We start from the raw sequence: 18248 nt of genomic DNA on the forward strand, positions 1-18248 counted from the left end.
GCAAAACCCGCAGCCGCGGGCGATCATCTTCAATCATGTCGGCCTCCAGATCACCAACACTCTTGAATCAGACTCGTACGCTTCCCGAAATCCCCGTTAACCTGAGTTCAGGGCCGTGGGGCTTAGAGACGTCCTATGTTTGAGCATCACCATGCCACGATACAATGCCGATGAGTCTTTCTCTGCAGATTTGAGGCCAAAGCGCGCAGCTCGGTAGCAATCTTCACTTCACGCGTGGGCGGCATGTTCACCCAGTTGCCGTCGCCTCCCTTTCCTCGCGCGCGTCATAGACCTGATCGGAACAGGCCCCGCGGCGGTGGCGCTGGGTCTGCAGGAACCGCCGTCAGCCCTGAAGTCGCGGGTGAAAACACCGCCAACACCATGCAGGAAATGCTCGGCGCGCAACTGCGTCCGGTACCCGTCAGCCCCGGACTGATGGTCTATCTCGACCAGGTCAAGCGATCCCGGCTGATTGCCCGCTGGAACGAGGTCTTGCGGCTCCACTAAACCAGCGTTTTGCCCTGGTGAAATCTGTTTCGCTACTCCGTCCGTTCTCAGACCGCTCAAACATCGCTGACGACCATGGACCGTCGTGCGTCGCGTACCCTTCATTCCAGCTTCCCAAAAGATTTGCCGAGATCGTCAATGCCGGGGAGGGTTCCGTAGCGCGCAAGAATCCTCAATCGAAATAGGTGGCCTGTTTCGTGGCAATTGCGCGAACTGGAGGATGGAGCGGCGGCGCCATCATCTTGCAGCGTTCTTGCTAAGCTTTCTGAGCCTTGGGCTCTATCCAATTGCGCACCAAGTAGTCGCCAAACAAAGGCACTGTGAAATCGATATCTCCATAGGAAGGGCTATAGATCATTCCCTTCTTGATGATACTTGCCCGCATTGGCCCCAGCTTGTTAGATGGCTCTTTCATCATCTCCGCAACGTCGCCTGACTTGTAGGGCCCGTTGCCCAGCTTAGCCATGGCGCATACGTACTCACGTTCCCGCGGCGTCAGGCGATCAAAACGAACTCTGAAGAATCCGTCGTCTAGTCGCCGCAAAGCCTTCAGTGAAGACTGGTCAACGTCTGCGGCATCTATTGGCGAGTGATCTGCCGTATTCCATGCCTGATAGCCCCATTCTTGAAGGAAATATGGGTAGCCGCGCGTCTTCGCGACGATGGCATGCAATGCGTCGACCGCGATCCGCTCGCCTTCTCCCTCAATAGGATTTTTGATCGCTAGCTCGGCCGACTTTTGATCAAGTGCGCCGACCGAGGGATAAGAGAATAGCCGTTCCGCATAGGACTTTGCATCACCGGAAAGTGCGGCCACCTGAGGTAGGCCGGCGCCGAAGAACAAGACAGGAAGCCCCTTTTGGTTTGTCCGATGAATGGCGACAATCAATGCGCCGTAATCCTGTTCGCCAATGTACTGGATTTCATCGATCAAAAGGGTCCAACCGCGCCCTGCTGCTTTTGCTGCCTCACCGACTCTGACGAAGAGTTCAGCAAGATCATATTCAATGTTTCCGCTATCGGCAGTCCCCATCTCGGGGTCAACGGACAAGGCAAAGTCCCCCATTTCAACTTTGAATATCGAGGCAAAACTACGGAGCGCTCTCATCGCGCTAAAGGCAGTAACTTTCGCCTGCTCAATTACGCTGAGCTTGCGAAGAACCTGGTGGATGCGTGGATATAGGAGGACCGGAAGAGGAATCCCTTCCGGCGCTTCAATCATCGAAGTTAAGTGGCCATGGTCATCGGCGATCTGCTCGATTTTGTTTAGCAACACCGTTTTTCCGACACCGCGAAGACCAAGTACTATTTGCGATTGGGTGGGCTTACCGAAAATGGCTCGCTGGACAGCGATACGCGCGTCCTGAAGAATCCTGTCACGACCGGCCAGTTCGGGGGGTTGCGATCCAGCTCCGGGGGCGAAAGGGTTGCGAACTTCATCCATGACTCATACCCGCTTTAGATAGATATAGCGTAGATACCTTATAAGTGATTATAAGTAAATATAACTCCCTAGAAGCATCTAGAGCACGTCCATTTTAATCGGGGTCATATCCGGCTGCAGCGAAGTAGTTTGCACATTCCTGCGGCTTGAAGAGCGTGACGATTTTCCCGACGGTATCCCACAGCCGGAACGACGGCCCTGTTTGCCTGCGGTCAGTTGACCCTGTCGCGCATTGGCGATCCAGGCAATGGCCGTCGAAATCCCAATCCCAAACCGCGCCGCCGCCGAACGTGCAGACATCCCGGCTGAAGAAGCCGCCAGAACTCGACTGCGAAGATCATCGCTCAATGCCCGTGACATCCCTACCTCCTGATTCGAAAGCAGGGAATCACGGCAAACAACACCTGTCACCCAAATTTCGATTCCGCGTTCAACGGACACGCTCTAGATTCGCTGAGAGCCTGTGCTCAGCGTCGGTTAGCAGGCTACCGATGGTCGGAAGGATGCCATCGCATGGGCCGCGAAGACGCTCAACCGACTGAAGCGAAGATACTCCCTCGCCAATGTGACCGAGCCAGCCACTCCCGCGATCATAAACCACTACTCTCATCCTGCAGTTTCCGCTCGGGTGGTACAGGATGCCGGCGATCCTGAAAGGCTGGGTGGACCGGGTCTATGCTTACGGATTGGCCTATGGTGTTGGCGAGCACAGCGACACCTATTGGGGTGAGCGGTTTGGTGAGGGGACGTTCAAGGGCAAGCGGGCGATGCTGATCGTCACCACCGGCGGATGGCAGGAGCACTACTCGGCCCGCGGGGTCAACGGGCCGATCGACGACCTGCTGTTCCCCATCAACCACGGCATCCTCTACTATCCCGGATATGACGTGCTGCCGCCTTTTGTGGCCTACCGGGTCGATCGCATCGAGGCGGCCGGCTTCGAGGACATGGCCGAACGCCTGCGCGAGCGCATGAGGACACTTTCGACCACACCGCCTATTCCCTACCGACGCCAGAACGGTGGCGACTATCTGATCCCGAGCCTCGAGCTGCGTCCAGACCTCGCCAATCCGAGTGATCGCGGCTTCGCCCTCCACATCGATCGGCAAGATGCAGCCGAATAGCCGTGCAGCAATGCAGATGAAATTTGCAGAAGCTGCTCCACTAGCTCCTGCGCATCGCCAGCGATCCGTTTCCCGGTCTGATCGGGAAACGGATGGCGGACGGAACTCCGGCCTCAGCCTTGTGGCGCCGAACGGCCACACGCCGCGTTGCATTCCAGCGATGGTGCCGGGTTCAGGACGCTGGCTGCTACGCAGGACAAGGTATTGGGCAGCTGTCTACGGCTTGGCGTCGTCCCGGCTGGCGATCTCAGGCAACATCGATATCTGTCCTGGAAAAGTCATCACCTTTGAACAGAAGCGGCAAATGCCGGGACTTCGCACAAGCATAAGCGAAACAATCGCCGAAATTCAGCCGCGCCGGATGGCCGACAAAGCGACCATAGTTGCGTGCCGCCTCAATCGCTGCGCTGTGCAGGGATCCGCTGATAGGCATTTCTTGCCCATCGATTGCTTCAAGGAATTGCGCAACACTCTCCTGCGCCAGTTCGATGATATCCGGTGGCGTTGGAGCCTGGTCGCCGTTGTGCGAGATGGCAATGATACGTGCCAGGCTGATCACCGCTTCGAACACAGCAAGTGACGAATAAAAGATTGGCGTCTTTGACATCTCGATTTTGGCGAGATGATAACCAGCATCTTCCTCGCCGGCCAACACCGCCACGATCACAGAGGCGTCCAGAAACATCAGAGTTCCCACATCTCGTCGGTGAAGCGCTTCATGTCAAAGTTGGGCTTGTTCGACCCCATACGCGCTCTGAACTTGTCTTGAATTTTCGCGACGCGCTCGCGTAACGGCACTTCTTGCCGGATGCGATCGAGTTCATGCTGCAATGCGCGCCGAACGGCCTCTGTCTTGTTAGGAGCCTTGGACAGCTTCTGGAGCTCGGAAGCGAGATCGTCGACTGTATCGTCACGAATATAGAGCGCCATGGTTTTTCTCCTGAATATGCAGCAAGGAATATTCGAATATTCTATTCCGAATATTCAAGCAACACAAGACAGAACAGTTGGCTTACAATGCGCCACAAAACGAAGAGAATTTGAGCTTCCCGACCCACATCACCGCCGGGGCTCACTTCTTAGTTGGCAAATGACGCGAGAACGTTCGCGATTCGCGCACCAACAGGAAACGGCAGGGGGCCTGCCCCATGGCGAGCCCATTCGCGCCGCAAGCGGCAAGCAACAGGCTAAGATTTCGTAAACACTGCGCTTCATTTTCGCATTGAGGACTTGATGTCAGCTTAATGTCAGCTTTCTATGATGGCTTAGCAGTCGCTGGCGCCCCGTGGAGGCGGGCCCGCCGGTTGCGTCTGGGAGGAAGTCACCAATCCGGTCAGCGACAAGGGTCCTTTGGGCACCGTCGCGTCTTCCCGTTCGCACGCAGAAACAACGTGCGCGTGGAAAATCGCGCCTCATGGAGGACTGACCTTGAAACACTTTTTCCTGGCATCCATTCTCGCCGGCGCAATGGCGCTGCCGGCCTATGCGGCTGACTACACCATCATCGCTCCGGCAAACCCGGGCGGCGGCTGGGATCAGACCGCTCGTTCGCTCCAGACCGTCCTGCAGCAGGAAGGCATCTCCGGCAACGTACAGGTCCAGAACGTACCGGGCGCCGGCGGCACAATCGGTCTCGCTCAGTTTGCAAGCCAGCAGAAGGGCAACCCGAACGCCCTGATCGTCGGTGGTTACGTCATGGTCGGCGCGATCCTGACCAACAAGTCGCCGGTCACCCTCAAGGATGTCACCCCGATCGCACGCCTCACCGGCGAATATGAAGCGATCGTCGTTCCGGCCGCTTCCGAGATCAAGACGATGGCTGACCTCGTGGAAGCCCTCAAGAAGGATCCGGGCGCAGTTTCCTGGGCTGGCGGCTCTGCCGGCGGTACCGACCACATCGCCGTTGGCCTGATCGCCAAGGCAGCCGGCGTTGACCCGACCAAGATCAACTACATCGCCTACTCCGGCGGCGGCGAAGCCCTTGCAGCCATCCTCGGCAGCCAGGTTACGGCCGGCATCTCCGGTTACGGCGAGTTCGAAGCTCAGGTCAAGGCCGGCACGCTGCGCCTGATCGCAGTCTCGAGCGGCGAGCGCATCGCCGGCATCGACGCTCCGACGCTGAAGGAATCCGGCCTCGATGTCGTCGTTGAAAACTGGCGCATGGTTGCAGCGGCTCCGGGCCTCACCGACGAGCAGAAGGCGGCCGTTTCGGCCGACGTCGAAAAGCTTGCCAAGTCGGCCGGCTGGCAGGAAGTCCTGAAGACCAAGGGCTGGCAGGATAGCTACCTTGCAGGCGACGCATTCGCCGCCCAGCTCGACAAGGACGTTGCGGCCACCGAAGGCGTCCTCAAGGACATTGGACTGGTGAAATGACCAAGGGGCTCAACCCTTCCACCACAACGCGTCGCCCGGATCGGGCGGCGCTCTTCATCGCGGCCGTGCTTGCCGCTATCGCTGGCCTCATTTTCTGGGACGTGTCGCGCCTGGCAGGCGCTGCCGGTTACTCCCAGGTCGGACCGACGACGGTCCCCTACGCGATCGCCTGCTGTCTCGCCGGCCTTTCGGTCTGGACGGTCTTCGAAGCCCTCCGGAACGACTTTCCTGAGCGCGAGCGTCAGGAGTTCGGTCCAGTTTTCTGGATCGTCGCCGGCCTTGTCGCACAGATGCTGCTGTTGAACGTCGCCGGCTTTTCGATCGCCACCGGCATTCTCTTTGCGCTCACCGCGCGCGGCTTTGGCAAGCGCAAGCTCTGGTTCTCCCTGCCAGTCGGCATCGCGCTCTGTTTTGCCGTCTGGGTGATCTTCGCCAAGCTTCTGCAGTTGTCGCTGCCCGCAGGGCCGCTTGAACACCTGTTCTTCTAAGAGGGCCGTCGACCATGGCTACTTTTGAATTCCTGTTGCAGGGACTGTGGGTTGCTGCCCAGCCGATGAACCTGCTCTACGCGCTGATCGGCGTGACGCTCGGGACCGCCGTCGGCGTGCTTCCCGGCATCGGCCCCGCCTTGACCGTCGCCCTTTTGCTTCCCGTTACCTACCGGCTCGATCCGGCCGGTTCGCTGATTATGTTTGCCGGCATTTATTACGGCGGCATGTATGGCGGCTCGACCACCTCGATCCTGCTCAACACACCGGGCGAAAGTGCCTCGATCGTCACCGCGCTCGAAGGCAACAAGATGGCCCGCGCCGGACGGGGCGGACCTGCGCTTGCGACCGCAGCCATCGGCTCATTCGTTGCCGGCCTGATCGCGACGCTCGGCCTTGCGTTCATCGCGCCCTATATCGTCAAGCTGGCCCTGGTCTTTGGCCCACGCGAATACTTCGCGCTGATGGTACTCGCCTTCGTTACAGTTTCCTCGGCTTTTGGCGACTCTACCCTTCGCGGCTTGACGTCGCTCTTCGTCGGCCTGGCGCTTTCCGTCGTCGGCATCGATCAGCTGACCGGCCAGACGCGCCTTTCCTTCGGCGTCCCCGAACTGCTTGACGGTATCGAGGTCACCACGCTTGCCGTAGCGATGTTTGCTATCGGCGAAACGCTGTTCATTGCCGCACAGGGCGACAAGGGGCCGGACAAGGTCGAGGCCGTCCGCGGCTCGGTCTGGATGAGCAAACTCGACTGGGCACGCTCGTGGAAACCCTGGCTGCGCGGCACCTTCATCGGTTTTCCGATCGGCGCCATGCCAGCCGGTGGCGCTGAAATCGGCACTTTCCTGTCCTATGCGACAGAAAAGCGCCTAGCGAAGCATCCGGAAGAATTCGGCAACGGCGCCATCGAAGGCGTGGCCGGTCCGGAAGCCGCCAACAATGCGTCGGCCGCCGGCACACTCGTACCGCTGTTGACGCTCGGCCTGCCGACGACCGCGACCGCCGCGATCATGCTCGCTGGTTTCCAGCAATATGGCCTGCAGCCCGGACCGTTGCTGTTTGCAACCAACCCTCAGCTCGTCTGGGGACTGATCGCCAGCCTCTTGATTGCCAACTTCATGCTGCTGGTCCTGAACCTGCCGCTGATCGGGCTTTGGGTTAAGTTGCTGACGATCCCGAAGCCGTGGCTCTATGCAGGCATTCTCCTGTTTGCGACGCTTGGCACCATCGGCGCCAACCCGTCGGTCTACGAACTGGGCATGCTGCTCGCGTTCGGCCTGCTCGGTTATGCCATGCGCGTGTTCGGCTATCCGATCGCACCTGTTGTCGTTGGCCTGATCCTTGGGCCGCTGGCCGAGCAGCAGCTCCGCCGGGCACTGGCGATCAGCCAGGGGGATGTCAGCGTGCTCTTCACCTCGCCGATCGCCGCCGTACTGCTGGTCATCGCTGCGGCTGCGCTGATCGTTCCGCTGATCCTGCGGGCGCGCGGACGCGGCCAAGTGCTGGCGCAGCTTGCAGCCAACGAAGACTAAAAAGCCTTACAGCGCCGCGCGCCTGTTCAGGTGTGCAAAGGTCGCTGTAAGGTTTTGATCTTCTGCATAATTTTGTCCCTAAATCGATTCCGATTTAAGGAATTATGCAGGAGCCTCCCAAGGCTCAATCCGCGGGCCCGGTCGATCGACTATCGACCGGGCCTGCTTCCGTTGCATGGCTGTAGTGACTAATTGTGCATTGCAAAAAGACCTGGCAAACCCCATCTTTTTCTCATCAGAGAGAAAACGAAAGCGAGCAAAGAGATGGCTACCACAACTTACCGCAAGGGTTTCATCGGCCGCGCATTCGCAGTTCTCGGCGCCGCTAGCGCCGCTGCCGCTGCTGTCGAAGGCCACCGCCGCCCGAAAGCAAGCGACCTGCGCACCCTCGGCATCGATCCGGCCAATTTCCCGGACGCACGCCGCAGCTAACAAAGATTTCCAGCGCCCGTCACGACGGGGCGCCTTATCCTCCCAAGGATGAAACGGCTCGACCTCGAGAGAGGACGGGCCGTTATTTTTGACCAATGACCTAGCGTCCCGTGGCCATCCGCATCAAGTCGCGCATGCGCTGCCGCAGGATGCGCCCCCATGGCACCTCGGCATCGATTGCCCGGTAGCCGGCCTGCGTCAGCGAAAAGCGGACGCTGCCGTCGATCTCGCGTCTTGTGATGTACTGCATGTTCAAGGCACGAAAGACCGCGGCGTGAAGCTCTTGCGGCCAATCGATATCATCGGCCGGCACCCGATGTGCGCCTGCTCGGTAAACCTCTTCCAAAACCCGCTTCAGATCACCTGAAATCATCCCCCGTTATCCCGGGACGAAAGCAGTTTGGCAATGCTCGGCGGCCGTCGTTGCTGGCTTTCGGCTGCAAAAAGGCCCCGGCGCGGTCCGCACCGGGGCCTTTCAAGAAGTATGCGTGGTTGAGTGCTTATGCCTCGACGTGGGCCCGCTGATGGCTCACTTCCCCGCCGAGTTCTGCCTCGCGTTCCCGCTTATTGTAGCGGATGGAGGACCAGAGCGAGATACCGATCAGGGCAGCGCCGCCGAGGCCGGTGATCACTTCGGGGATGTGCACGAGCGTCTGGAAGTACATCACCACCGAGAGGATCAGGATCGCGTAGAACGCGCCATGTTCCAGGTAGCGGTACTCGTTCAGCGTGCCCTTCTCCACCAGCATGATCGTCATCGAGCGCACATACATTGCACCGATGCCAAGGCCGATGGCGATGACGAAGAGGTTCTGCGTCAAGGCGAAGGCGCCGATGACGCCGTCGAACGAGAAGCTCGCATCAAGCACTTCCAGGTAAAGGAAGGCACCGAAGCCGCCCTTTGCCGCAGCACTCAACGTCTGTTGCGACGCGTCGAGCAAACCTCCGACCACCTCGACGGCGAGGAAGGTCAAGAGCCCATAGATGCCCGAGTAGACGAATGTATGCGCCTCTGCCGGATCGAGCAGGGTCGAGAAACCAAGGATAAGCGCCAGCACGAAGGCAATTTCGATGCCCTTGATCGTGGCAAAACGCGCCATCTTGCTTTCGACCCAGGTGATCCAGTGCACGTCCTTCTCATGGTCGAAGAAGTAGGTGAGGCCCACCATCATCAGGAAGGTGCCGCCGAACGCAGCGATCGGCAGGTGCGCATCATTCATGATGCGGGCATATTCTTCGGGCTTGGTCGCTGCCAGAACGATCGCATCGATCGGGCCGATGCTCGCCGCGATAACGACGATGAGCAGCGGAAAGACGATCCGCATGCCGAAGACGGCGATGATGATACCCCAGGTCAGGAAGCGGTGCTGCCATTCCGGGGTCATGTCCTTCAGTTTGTTGGCGTTGACGATCGCGTTGTCGAAAGACAGCGAGATTTCGAGAACGGCCAAAACGGTGCAGATAAAGAAGACCGTGGCCATGCCGCCGAGCGTGCCGGTCGACTGCCAGCCGAGCCAGGCGCCAAGCACAAGGCCGATCGCCGTGACGATGAAGGCCCACTTGAAATAACCAATGGCGCTTGTGTGCGTTTGAGGCTGCGTCATCGACGGACCTCCTTCGCGCGCACGACACCCGGTTCGGAGAAAAAGTGAGGTTTGGAAACGAAAACACGCACGGCCGAAAGGGCACATGCGTTAGGCATGAGATCAGTTTTCATGGTAGCTAATCCGCCGGCTAATTTGCTGGCGGTACCGACATCACGAGAGCGCCGTAAAACTCTCGCCAGAGGGGCCCGGCACCAGTGTTCATCCCGTGGTCCGATGTCTGGACGGCAGGATCACCCCTTAAGTAGCAGCGCCGCGCGTTACGTCAAGAGGCAACGCCATCTCCCACAGGTCGATCTGGCATTCCGTGATCGAAATCAGGCAAGCGGATTGAGGTCGGCGCAGCGGGATTCATTCGTAAAACTTATCGTCCCATACGAAGAGCGCGATGGATCGGCGCGCGGGAATATGTAAAAGGCACGGGAACACGTTTGAAAGCCGCTCCCATGACCATACTGACCGCCTCTGCAACCGCTCCGAACGCTGCTCGGACAGGTGTCATCATCATGCTTCTCGGCATGTTGATGTTCTCGCTGAACGACGTCATGGGCAAATGGCTGGTGGCGACCTATTCCGTCAGCCAGTTGATGGTGATCCGCAGCATCGCGGCACTGCTCGTGCTTTCGCCCTTCATCCTGAAGCGCGGGCTGCGCTCGATGTTGCGCGTCGAGCGGCCTTGGCTCCAGGCGCTGCGCTCGCTGCTTTTTGCCGTAGATGCATCGGCCTTCTACTTCGCCGTCGCCTACATGCCGCTCGCCGACACCATGACCTATTGGCTGGCAGCGCCGATCTATGTTGCCGCCGCCTCGCCGTTCCTGCTCGGCGAGAAGGTCGGCTGGCGACGCTGGACGGCGATCCTCGTCGGTTTTGCCGGCGTCGTGATCGCGCTGGAGCCGTCGAAGGACACCTTCAGCCTGCCGGCCCTGATTGCCCTTGTCGGCAGCGCCGCCTTTGCCTTTGCGCTGATGCTCGGTCGAACGCTGCGCTCGACCCCGGATACGACGCTGGTCTTCTGGCAGGTCATCGGCGCGCTCATCTTTTCGTTGGTCGGCGTCGCCGCCAACCCTTCCGGCTGGGCGCCCGTCGATGGCGAGGCGATCCTTCAGCTCGGTATGCTGGGCATCGTTGCGATGCTGGCGCACATCCTGGTCAACCGCGCCCTGAAACTCGCGGACGCTGCAACGGTGGTGCCGCTGCAATACACGCTCCTCCTTTGGGCAGTCGTCTTCGGCTGGTGGTTCTTCGGCGACATGCCGCGCCCGACCGTCATCATCGGCGCCGGGCTGATCGTCACTTCGGGCCTCTTCATCTTCTTCCGCGAACAGCAGTTGAAGAAGCGCGGCCGAAACGTCTAGCGGCCGGCAAGCGATCGGAACCTTGGGAGGAGGGTTCCCACCTCCCTCGCCCTCTGATACTTCGCACGCGTCTCAAAGCTGAAGGAGGCTCACTTGGCCAAAGCGATCCATTCGATGATCCGGGTTCTCGACGAGCAGAAGTCCATCGATTTCTACGGCGCTGCATTCGGGCTTTCCGTTGCCGAGCGGCTCGATTTCGCAACCTTCACGCTCGTCTATCTCAGCAATGAAGAGAGCGAATTCGAACTCGAGCTCACGATCAACAAGGATCGCACCGAACCCTATGCGCTCGGCGACGGCTACGGTCACTTCGCCCTGTCGGTGAGCGACCTCGACAGCGAGCACAAGCGATTGACCGAGGCTGGGCTTGGGCCGAACAAGATCGTCGAGTTCAAACGCGACGGCGCGCTTCTGGCGCGGTTCTTCTTCATTACCGATCCGGACGGCTACAAGATCGAGGTCCTACAGCGTCATGGCCGGTACACGTGATCGTCCGACGGCGATCACAATCAATCAAAACAATACCAATTATCGCGTCTATCTATTTCGCTTATAGGCGGGCTGGATTTAGTGTTCTCCGGAAGCATCAAGAATGATGCGCCAACAAGGGGAATACGGATGAAGACGCAGATTGCAGCAATCATGCTGGCTGTCATGGCGGCGGCAACGTCGGCCGAGGCCGCAGACAAGATCAAGATTGGCACCGAAGGCGCCTATCCTCCTTTCAACTTCGTCGATTCGGCCGGCAAGATCGGCGGCTTCGATGTCGACATCGGATTGGCGCTCTGCGAGCGCATGGAGGCGGACTGCGAGGTTGTCGCGCAGGACTGGGACGGCATCATTCCCGGTCTGCTCGCCAAGAAGTACGACCTCATCATCGCGTCGATGTTCATCACCGAAGAGCGCAAGAAGCAGGTCGCATTCACCAATCCCTATTATCTTGCGGCCATGACGCATGTCGCGCCGAAGGGCGCCGGCATCACCGCCTTCACCAATGAGGCCCTCAAGGGCAAGGTGATCGGTGCCCAGTCGGGCACCACCCAGGCGGATTTCATCGCTGCTACCTATCCGGACGCCGAGATCAAGCTCTATCCGACCCAGGATGAAGCCAATCTAGACATGGTCAACGGCCGTCTCGACCTGCAGGTCGGCGACATGCTGCCGCTCCTGGATTGGGTGACGAAGAACGACGACGGCAAGGCCTGCTGCGAAATCATCGGCGAACCGATCACCGACAAGAAGTTCGTCGGCGATGGCGTCGGCATTGCCGTTCGCCAGGACGACAACGACCTGCGCGAGAAGCTCAACAAGGCGCTCGACGAAATCCGCGCCGACGGCACCTACAAGAAGATCAACGACAAGTACTTCACGGTCGACGTCTATACGATGAAGTAGACAGATCTGCTGCGACCGACCGCCGCCAGGGCGGTCGGCGCCAGGACAGGGTCGGTGATCGGCGGCGACTGGCTTTGAAGTCGGGACCATCGACGGTCGCCAGATAGCCCTCCCCCACCATTGGCGCGTCATCATCCGCCGCGGCGCCGTCATCCAGAGTAACACGAGTGTTGATTGGGGAATGTACGGCTGCGACACGGAAATTGGCGCCCACACCGTGATCGACAATTTGGTGCAGGTTGCCCACAACGTCCGCGTAGGCCAGGGATGCCAGATCACCGCCTGTTGCCTTCTCGCCGGCTCGACCATCATCAAGGATGGCGCTCGGATTGGGCCAAATGCGACGGTTTCGAACGGGCTCCGTATCGGGCGGCACGCGAGGCGTTGGGAGCAGTTGTCACGCCCGACGTTCCGGACGGCGGACACGTAACCGGCAATTCCGCCGTCCCACATGAGCGCTTCCTTGATCAGCTTCGGCAGGTGCGCTGACACACTCCTCTGCTAGACGCGTTCCGTAACTTCAATCGGTCACGACGTCTCCAGCGATACGCGCCGGCGTTCCCCACGCCTTCTTTTCGGCCGGGATGTCGCTGTTAACGAAGGACATTGCACCGATGACAGCGCGATCACCGATCGTCACGCCCTTGGCGATGATGGCGTTTGGACCGATATAGACGCCGTGGCCAATGGTCGTCGGAGCATAATCGATCGGTGCCTGGCCAAGCGTGACGCTCCTTTGAACAGTGTCATGCGAGTAGATCTGAACGCCGGCCGAGATGGAACAATGGTCTCCGATCGCCAGGCCACCGGAACCATCAAGAATGGTGTTCGGGCCGATCCAGGTGTGGGCGCCGACTTTGACGTCGCCGAGGATCAAAACATTGTCGTAACAGGATGTCCCCTCGCCGAAGCCATACTCACGTGCGTTCTCCCAGCGATCGGTAAGGAGATCACCGAGAGAGACACGCCGTTTGAACTTCTCGAGCTTCTCCTTCTGCAAGGCCGCTTGCAGCACTCTTAGAGCATTGAACACCAGGCTCCCCCTGACCAATCCGCAATACCTGCACCCTAATTTCCCTGCGGTGGAAACAACAGGCAAGATTGCCCGGCTCCGAGAGTTATACCCACGTCAGGCCCAAGCAAGCTTTCCTCGCAATATGAACCTACGCGGTTGCTTGAGAGGAATCAGCATGGTCAGGGTCGCACTTTGCGGGATGGGGTATTGGGGACGGAATCTTTTTCGGGTGCTGTCGAGCAACCCGGGCGTTGAACTCGTTGCCGTCGTCGATCCGAAACCGGAGCTCGCAGAAAAACTCCGCCAATCGCACCCGCAAATCGTGGTTCACGCCGACGCCAGCGCCGTCATGGCCGATCCGACGATCGACGCAGTGGTCATCGCGACACCGGTATTTTCACATTACGACCTGGCGCGCGCAGCCCTGGAAGCCCGCAAGCATGTCATGGTCGAGAAGCCGATGTGCGCGTCGAGCGCCGAGGCGAGTGACCTTGTCGCGCGCGCCGAGGTTTACGGGTTGACCTTGATGGTCGACCACACCTTCCTTTTCCACCCGGCGGTCCTGAAGCTGGCGGAACTCGTCCACTCCGGAGCGCTAGGTCACGTTTCCTACTTCGACTCACAGCGCATCAATCTCGGTCTGTTCCAGCCGGATGTGAACGTTCTCTGGGACCTCGCGCCGCACGATCTGTCGATCCTCGATTTCCTCTTCGGCATCGAACCGTTCGATGTCGAGGCCACGGGCTACTGCCACGTCAACCAGGGGTCGCCTGATATCAGCTACCTGACGCTGCATTATCCCAATTCGATGGTGGCTCATCTCAATCTAAGCTGGATGTCGCCCGTGAAGCTTCGCCGCGTCGCGATCGGTGGCAGCGAGCAGATGGTCGTCTGGGATGATCTCAATCGAGACGAGCCGCTAAAAATCTACGATTCCGGCATCACGTTCCATTCGAAGCAGGAACGGGATCTCATCCTGCCGAACTACCGGATTGGATCCGTTTCCTCGCCACGGCTTGCAGCGTCCGAGCCGCTTGTCGATGTCGTCGAACACTTCCGGCAGTCCATCACGAAACAAGTCACCTGCAAGACAGACGGGCGCCTTGGCCTGCGCGTCGTGCGCGCCCTGGAGCGCGCGCAAGCCGCACTCGACCTTAGCCTTCGTCGCGTCCGTGGGTTCATGCCTGCTTCAATCAACGCTGTAGCCGCGGAATAAACCAATGCAGAACACATCGTCCAAGACCGTCAACGCCCTGAATGGCAAGCGCATCCTGGTCACAGGAGGAGCCGGCTTTGTCGGCTCGCATATCGTCGATCAACTGATGCAGCAAGACGTGGCAAAGGTCGTCGTCATCGACAACATGGTGCGCGGTAGGCTCGCCAACCTTGCATCGGTTGCCCACCCCGATCGCCTCGAAGTCATCAACGCGGACATTCGCGATCGTGACCTGCTCGACAGTCTGATCGGCAACAGCGACGTCGTGTTCCATCAGGCAGCCCTTCGCATCACCCATTGCGCTGCCGAACCGCGCCATGCCTTCGAAGTGATGGCTCAATCGACATTCGATCTCATCGAAGCCTGCGTGAAGCACCGCGTCGAAAAGCTCATCGCCGCCTCTTCTGCCTCGATCTACGGGCTTGCACCGGAGTTCCCGACGACGGAGGTCGCAGCGCCCTATGCTGACCGGACGCTCTATGGCGGGCTCAAGCTCCTCAACGAAAGCCTGCTTCGCTCGTTCAACGACATGTTCGGGCTCAACTACTGCGCCCTGCGTTATTTCAATGTCTATGGCACGCGCATGGATATCCACGGCCGCTACACCGAGGTGCTTATCCGCTGGATGGAGCGTATCGCCGCCGGACAGGCACCGATAATTTTCGGCGACGGCCTGCAGACGATGGACTTCATCGATGTTCGTGACGTTGCACGCGCCAATATCGCAGCAGCACTCTCGCCTGCGTCCGATCAGGTCTACAACGTCGCTTCTGGCGAGGAAGTGTCGCTCAAGCAACTCGCCGATGCGCTGCTGAAGACCATGGGACGACCAGATCTGTCGATCGAATATATGCCGGCTCGAAGCGTCAATCCGGTCGAGCGGCGTCTCGCCGACCCAACCAAGGCAAAAGAACAGCTCGGCTTCGAAGCGACGATCAGCCTCGAGCAGGGACTGTCCGATCTTGTCGCGTGGTGGCAGCAGGAACGTGCGCTCGCGATGGAGGCAGCACAATGATCCCGCTGATGCGTCCTCTTGTCGGCCAGGCCGAAGCCGAAGCCGTTGCCGCGGTCATCGCCTCCGGCTGGCTGACGCAGGGCCCACAGGTTCTTGCCTTCGAAAACGAATTTGCAGCCATGACGGGTGCTGCATATGCTTGCGGCGTATCGAACTGCACCACGGCCCTGCATCTGGCGTTGCTTGCCGTCGGCGTCGGGCCGGGTGACGAAGTCATCACCGTCAGCCACAGCTTCATTGCCACGGCCAACTCCATTCACATGTGCGGTGCAACGCCGGTTTTTGCCGATATTGGTCCCGACGGCTTCAATATCGACCCGAGCGCAATCGCCGCGCTCATCACCCCGCGCACGAAGGCAGTGCTATGCGTCGATCAGATCGGCATGCCCTGCGACCTTCCCGCGATTTGCGAGGTCGCCCGCGCCCATGGTCTGCGGGTGGTTGAAGATGCGGCCTGTGCGAGCGGTGCGGAAATCCAGGCCAACGGCACCTGGACCAAGCTCGGCGGCATATTCGCCGATGTCGCCTGCTTCTCATTCCATCCCCGCAAGATCCTGACCACAGGGGAAGGCGGAATGATTACGACGAACGACCCCGAAATTGACGCGCGCTGCCGTCTGCTTCGCCAGCACGGCATGAGCGTTTCGGATCTTGCCCGCCACAAGTCCAACCGCGTCGTGACCGAAACTTACGATGAATCCGGCTTCAACTACCGGATGACCGATATGCAAGCGGCGGTCGGGCGCGAGCAATTGAAGCGGCTGGACAGCATCGTTGCCGAGCGCCGTGCCTTGGCGAGACGTTACGCGGAGCAGATCAGCGAAATCGGCGGCATCGCCGTGCCGGCCGAACCCACCTGGGCGCGCTCGAACTTTCAGAGCTACTGTGTCGGCCTGCCTGACATAGCGGATCGTGACGGCGTCATGCAATCCATGCTGGACAAGGGCATCGCTACCCGCCGCGCGATCATGTCGAGCCATCTCGAAAAGCCCTGGCAAAACGCCCGTCACGGCGGGTTGGAACGATCGGAGAAGGTTAGCCGCACACACCTGATCCTTCCACTGTTCAACGGCATGACGGAAGACGAGCAGACGGTCGTGGTCGAAGGCCTGAAAACGTCGCTTTCCGCACAAGGATTGAATTGATGCCGATCGCCGACACTGTTGTCCTGGGTGAAAACGTCGTCATCTACCATCCCGATCTCGCAAACCTCTATGGCTGCAGGATCGGCGATGGCACACGTGTCGGCACGTTTGTCGAGATCCAGTCCGACGTCGAGATTGGCGCCAACTGCAAGATCCAGTCGCATTGCTTCATCTGCTCGGGCGTCACGATCGAAGACGGCGTCTTCGTCGGGCATGGCGTGATGTTTACCAACGACCGCTACCCGCGTGCGATCAATGACGACGGCAGCCTGCAATCGGCAGCCGATTGGACCTGCCTGCCGACCCGTGTTTCCAAAGGCGCCTCGATCGGCAGCAACGCAACGATCCTGCCGGATCTCGTCATTGGTCAATACGCATTGGTGGCCGCGGGTGCCGTCGTGACGCGTAGCGTCCCGGACCACGCCATTGTCGCCGGCAATCCTGCCCGCATCGTCGGTTCAACTTCCCCTTCGCAACGGACATCCGAATGAACGCGCACGCCACAGTACCTTTCGTCGATCTCTCGATCCAGTGGAACCAGGTCCGTGCCGACGTCATGCCCGACGTCGAGCGACTGTTCGAGGCAAATGCCTTTTGCCTGGGGCCATGGGCCAGCGAGTTCGAAAGGCGCATCGCCGACTATCTCGGCGCGCGACATGCGGTTGCCGTCAGCAGCGGCAGCGCCGCCCTGCATCTCGCCGTCATTGCCGCCGGAATTCGCCGTGGAGACAAGGTGCTTGTGCCCGCCCACACCTTTATCGGCACAGTATGGGGCCTTCTCTACGAAGGTGCGATCCCGGTCTTCTGCGATGTGGAGCCGGCTACCGGCACCATTGATCTTGCCGATGCCGAACGCCGGCTAGACGACGGCGTCAGGGCCATCATCCCGGTACATCTCTACGGGCAGCCGGCCGACATGTCGGCGACGATGGAATTTGCTCGCCGCCACAACCTGACGGTCATCGAGGATGTGGCGCAAGCGATCGGCGCACGCCACGACGGCCGCAGCCTCGGGACGATTGGCGATCTCGGTTGCTTCAGCTTCTATCCGGGCAAGAACCTCGGCGGCGCCGGCGAAGGCGGCCTTATCGTCACCAATGACGACGAGCACGCCAAAGCGCTGCGGGCGCTCAGGGATCATGGTCAGTCGCAGCGGTACCTACACGAACGGATTGGCTACAACTACCGCATGGACGGCCTCCAAGCGCTTGTTCTTGGTCACAAGCTCGGCCACCTCGACGCCTGGACGGATCAACGGCGCGCAATCGCCACGCGTTACAAGGACACTCTTGCGCCAACACCGTTGAAACTTCCTGAGATCGTGCACGGCGACCATGTCTATCATCTCTACGTGGTGCGTACCGACCGCCGAGACGCGTTGAAGGCTTATCTTGACGGACACGGCATCCAGACGGGTCTGCACTACCCCATCCCGCTGCACCGGCAGCCGTGCCTGCAGGAGATTGCTGCGGGGCAATCGGACTTCCCTGTCACCGAGGAATTCGCATCACAGGGTCTGTCGCTGCCGATGTTTGCGGGCATGCGCGCCGACCAGCAGCAACGCGTCATTGACGCCGTCCTTGCATTTTTCGACGGAGAGTAG

Annotated in this window: 18 protein-coding genes and 3 pseudogenes; 14 read left to right on the forward strand and 7 right to left on the reverse strand. The window is 59.8% G+C overall.

Annotated elements, in window-relative coordinates:
- Positions 1–339: 339 nt before the first annotated feature.
- A pseudogene (locus BC363_RS34675) lies at positions 340–507 on the forward strand (ABC transporter substrate-binding protein); the annotation flags it as partial.
- 256 nt (positions 508–763) lie between these two features.
- Here BC363_RS34675 and BC363_RS23555 read toward each other — a convergent pair.
- Together BC363_RS23555 and BC363_RS33775 are read right to left on the reverse strand one after the other, a co-directional pair.
- Positions 764–1951: an ATP-binding protein gene (locus BC363_RS23555; protein WP_065785028.1), complete on the reverse strand. Its 1188-nt coding sequence runs from the start codon at positions 1949–1951 to the stop codon at positions 764–766.
- Between the two features lie 210 nt (positions 1952–2161).
- Positions 2162–2311, reverse strand: a pseudogene (locus tag BC363_RS33775) (helix-turn-helix domain-containing protein); the annotation flags it as partial.
- 245 nt (positions 2312–2556) lie between these two features.
- On the opposite strand from BC363_RS33775, the pseudogene BC363_RS23560 reads away from it, so the two are divergent.
- Positions 2557–3075: pseudogene (locus BC363_RS23560) on the forward strand (NAD(P)H-dependent oxidoreductase); the annotation flags it as partial.
- Positions 3076–3322: 247 nt separating this feature from the next.
- On the opposite strand, the gene BC363_RS23565 reads toward BC363_RS23560, so the two are convergent.
- Entirely contained in the window at positions 3323–3760 is a 438-nt protein-coding gene (locus tag BC363_RS23565) for a type II toxin-antitoxin system VapC family toxin (RefSeq protein ID WP_083223593.1), read from the reverse strand.
- Positions 3760–4005: a type II toxin-antitoxin system VapB family antitoxin gene (locus tag BC363_RS23570; RefSeq protein ID WP_065785027.1), complete on the reverse strand. Its 246-nt coding sequence runs from the start codon at positions 4003–4005 to the stop codon at positions 3760–3762. The genes BC363_RS23565 and BC363_RS23570 overlap by 1 nt, the downstream gene beginning before the upstream one ends.
- A 498-nt stretch (positions 4006–4503) precedes the next feature.
- Here BC363_RS23570 and BC363_RS23575 point away from each other — a divergent pair, with 498 nt between their 5' ends.
- The 4 genes from BC363_RS23575 (at position 4504) to BC363_RS35590 (ending at position 7900) form a co-directional block, all read left to right on the forward strand.
- On the forward strand, positions 4504–5448 hold the full coding sequence (locus BC363_RS23575; protein ID WP_065785025.1) for a tripartite tricarboxylate transporter substrate binding protein: 945 nt from the start codon (positions 4504–4506) through the stop codon (positions 5446–5448).
- On the forward strand, positions 5445–5936 hold the full coding sequence (locus BC363_RS23580; protein WP_065785024.1) for a tripartite tricarboxylate transporter TctB family protein: 492 nt from the start codon (positions 5445–5447) through the stop codon (positions 5934–5936). Before BC363_RS23575 ends, BC363_RS23580 begins: the two co-directional genes overlap by 4 nt.
- Positions 5937–5950: 14 nt before the next feature.
- The gene (locus tag BC363_RS23585; protein WP_065785023.1) at positions 5951–7468 is read left to right on the forward strand and encodes a tripartite tricarboxylate transporter permease; all 1518 of its coding nucleotides are present in this window, start codon (positions 5951–5953) and stop codon (positions 7466–7468) included.
- Positions 7469–7732: 264 nt separating this feature from the next.
- Positions 7733–7900, forward strand: a complete 168-nt coding sequence (locus tag BC363_RS35590) for a hypothetical protein (protein WP_139110098.1) — start codon at positions 7733–7735, stop codon at positions 7898–7900.
- A 100-nt stretch (positions 7901–8000) separates the two neighbouring features.
- On the opposite strand, the gene BC363_RS23590 is transcribed toward BC363_RS35590, so the two are convergent.
- Both BC363_RS23590 and BC363_RS23595 read right to left on the reverse strand, forming a co-directional pair.
- Complete coding sequence (locus BC363_RS23590; protein WP_057223157.1) at positions 8001–8273, reverse strand: hypothetical protein; 273 nt, start codon at positions 8271–8273, stop codon at positions 8001–8003.
- 127 nt (positions 8274–8400) lie between these two features.
- A complete protein-coding gene (locus tag BC363_RS23595) occupies positions 8401–9504 on the reverse strand; it encodes a DUF475 domain-containing protein (RefSeq protein WP_065785022.1) in 1104 nt (367 codons plus the stop codon).
- Between the two features lie 446 nt (positions 9505–9950).
- Between BC363_RS23595 and BC363_RS23600 the strand changes: the two genes are divergently transcribed.
- The 3 genes from BC363_RS23600 to BC363_RS23610 all read left to right on the forward strand — a co-directional run bounded on the left by BC363_RS23600 (position 9951) and on the right by BC363_RS23610 (position 12254).
- Positions 9951–10859, forward strand: a complete 909-nt coding sequence (locus BC363_RS23600; RefSeq protein ID WP_065785021.1) for a DMT family transporter — start codon at positions 9951–9953, stop codon at positions 10857–10859.
- Positions 10860–10952: 93 nt separating this feature from the next.
- Positions 10953–11348: a VOC family protein gene (locus BC363_RS23605; RefSeq protein ID WP_065785020.1), complete on the forward strand. Its 396-nt coding sequence runs from the start codon at positions 10953–10955 to the stop codon at positions 11346–11348.
- A gap of 129 nt (positions 11349–11477) precedes the next feature.
- Positions 11478–12254, forward strand: coding sequence for an ABC transporter substrate-binding protein (locus BC363_RS23610; protein WP_065785019.1), 777 nt, complete (start codon positions 11478–11480; stop codon positions 12252–12254).
- A 520-nt stretch (positions 12255–12774) separates the two neighbouring features.
- Here BC363_RS23610 and BC363_RS23620 read toward each other — a convergent pair.
- Positions 12775–13287, reverse strand: a complete 513-nt coding sequence (locus BC363_RS23620; RefSeq protein ID WP_244519938.1) for an acyltransferase — start codon at positions 13285–13287, stop codon at positions 12775–12777.
- A gap of 157 nt (positions 13288–13444) precedes the next feature.
- On the opposite strand from BC363_RS23620, the gene BC363_RS23625 reads away from it, so the two are divergent.
- From BC363_RS23625 to BC363_RS23645, 5 genes are read left to right on the forward strand one after another with little or no spacing between them, the layout of a single operon-like run.
- Positions 13445–14485 (forward strand): Gfo/Idh/MocA family oxidoreductase, encoded by a 1041-nt coding sequence (locus BC363_RS23625; protein ID WP_065785017.1) that lies wholly within the window; start codon positions 13445–13447, stop codon positions 14483–14485.
- A 37-nt stretch (positions 14486–14522) separates the two neighbouring features.
- Positions 14523–15500 (forward strand): NAD-dependent epimerase/dehydratase family protein, encoded by a 978-nt coding sequence (locus BC363_RS23630; RefSeq protein WP_202618605.1) that lies wholly within the window; start codon positions 14523–14525, stop codon positions 15498–15500.
- The gene (locus BC363_RS23635; protein ID WP_065785015.1) at positions 15497–16645 is read left to right on the forward strand and encodes a DegT/DnrJ/EryC1/StrS family aminotransferase; all 1149 of its coding nucleotides are present in this window, start codon (positions 15497–15499) and stop codon (positions 16643–16645) included. The genes BC363_RS23630 and BC363_RS23635 overlap by 4 nt, the downstream gene beginning before the upstream one ends.
- The gene (locus BC363_RS23640; protein WP_065785014.1) at positions 16645–17136 is read left to right on the forward strand and encodes an acyltransferase; all 492 of its coding nucleotides are present in this window, start codon (positions 16645–16647) and stop codon (positions 17134–17136) included. The genes BC363_RS23635 and BC363_RS23640 overlap by 1 nt, the downstream gene beginning before the upstream one ends.
- Positions 17133–18248 (forward strand): DegT/DnrJ/EryC1/StrS family aminotransferase, encoded by a 1116-nt coding sequence (locus BC363_RS23645; RefSeq protein ID WP_065785013.1) that lies wholly within the window; start codon positions 17133–17135, stop codon positions 18246–18248. Before BC363_RS23640 ends, BC363_RS23645 begins: the two co-directional genes overlap by 4 nt.

It is taken from the genome of Ensifer sp. LC384 (assembly GCF_001695865.1).
Lineage (GTDB): Bacteria > Pseudomonadota > Alphaproteobacteria > Rhizobiales > Rhizobiaceae > Ensifer.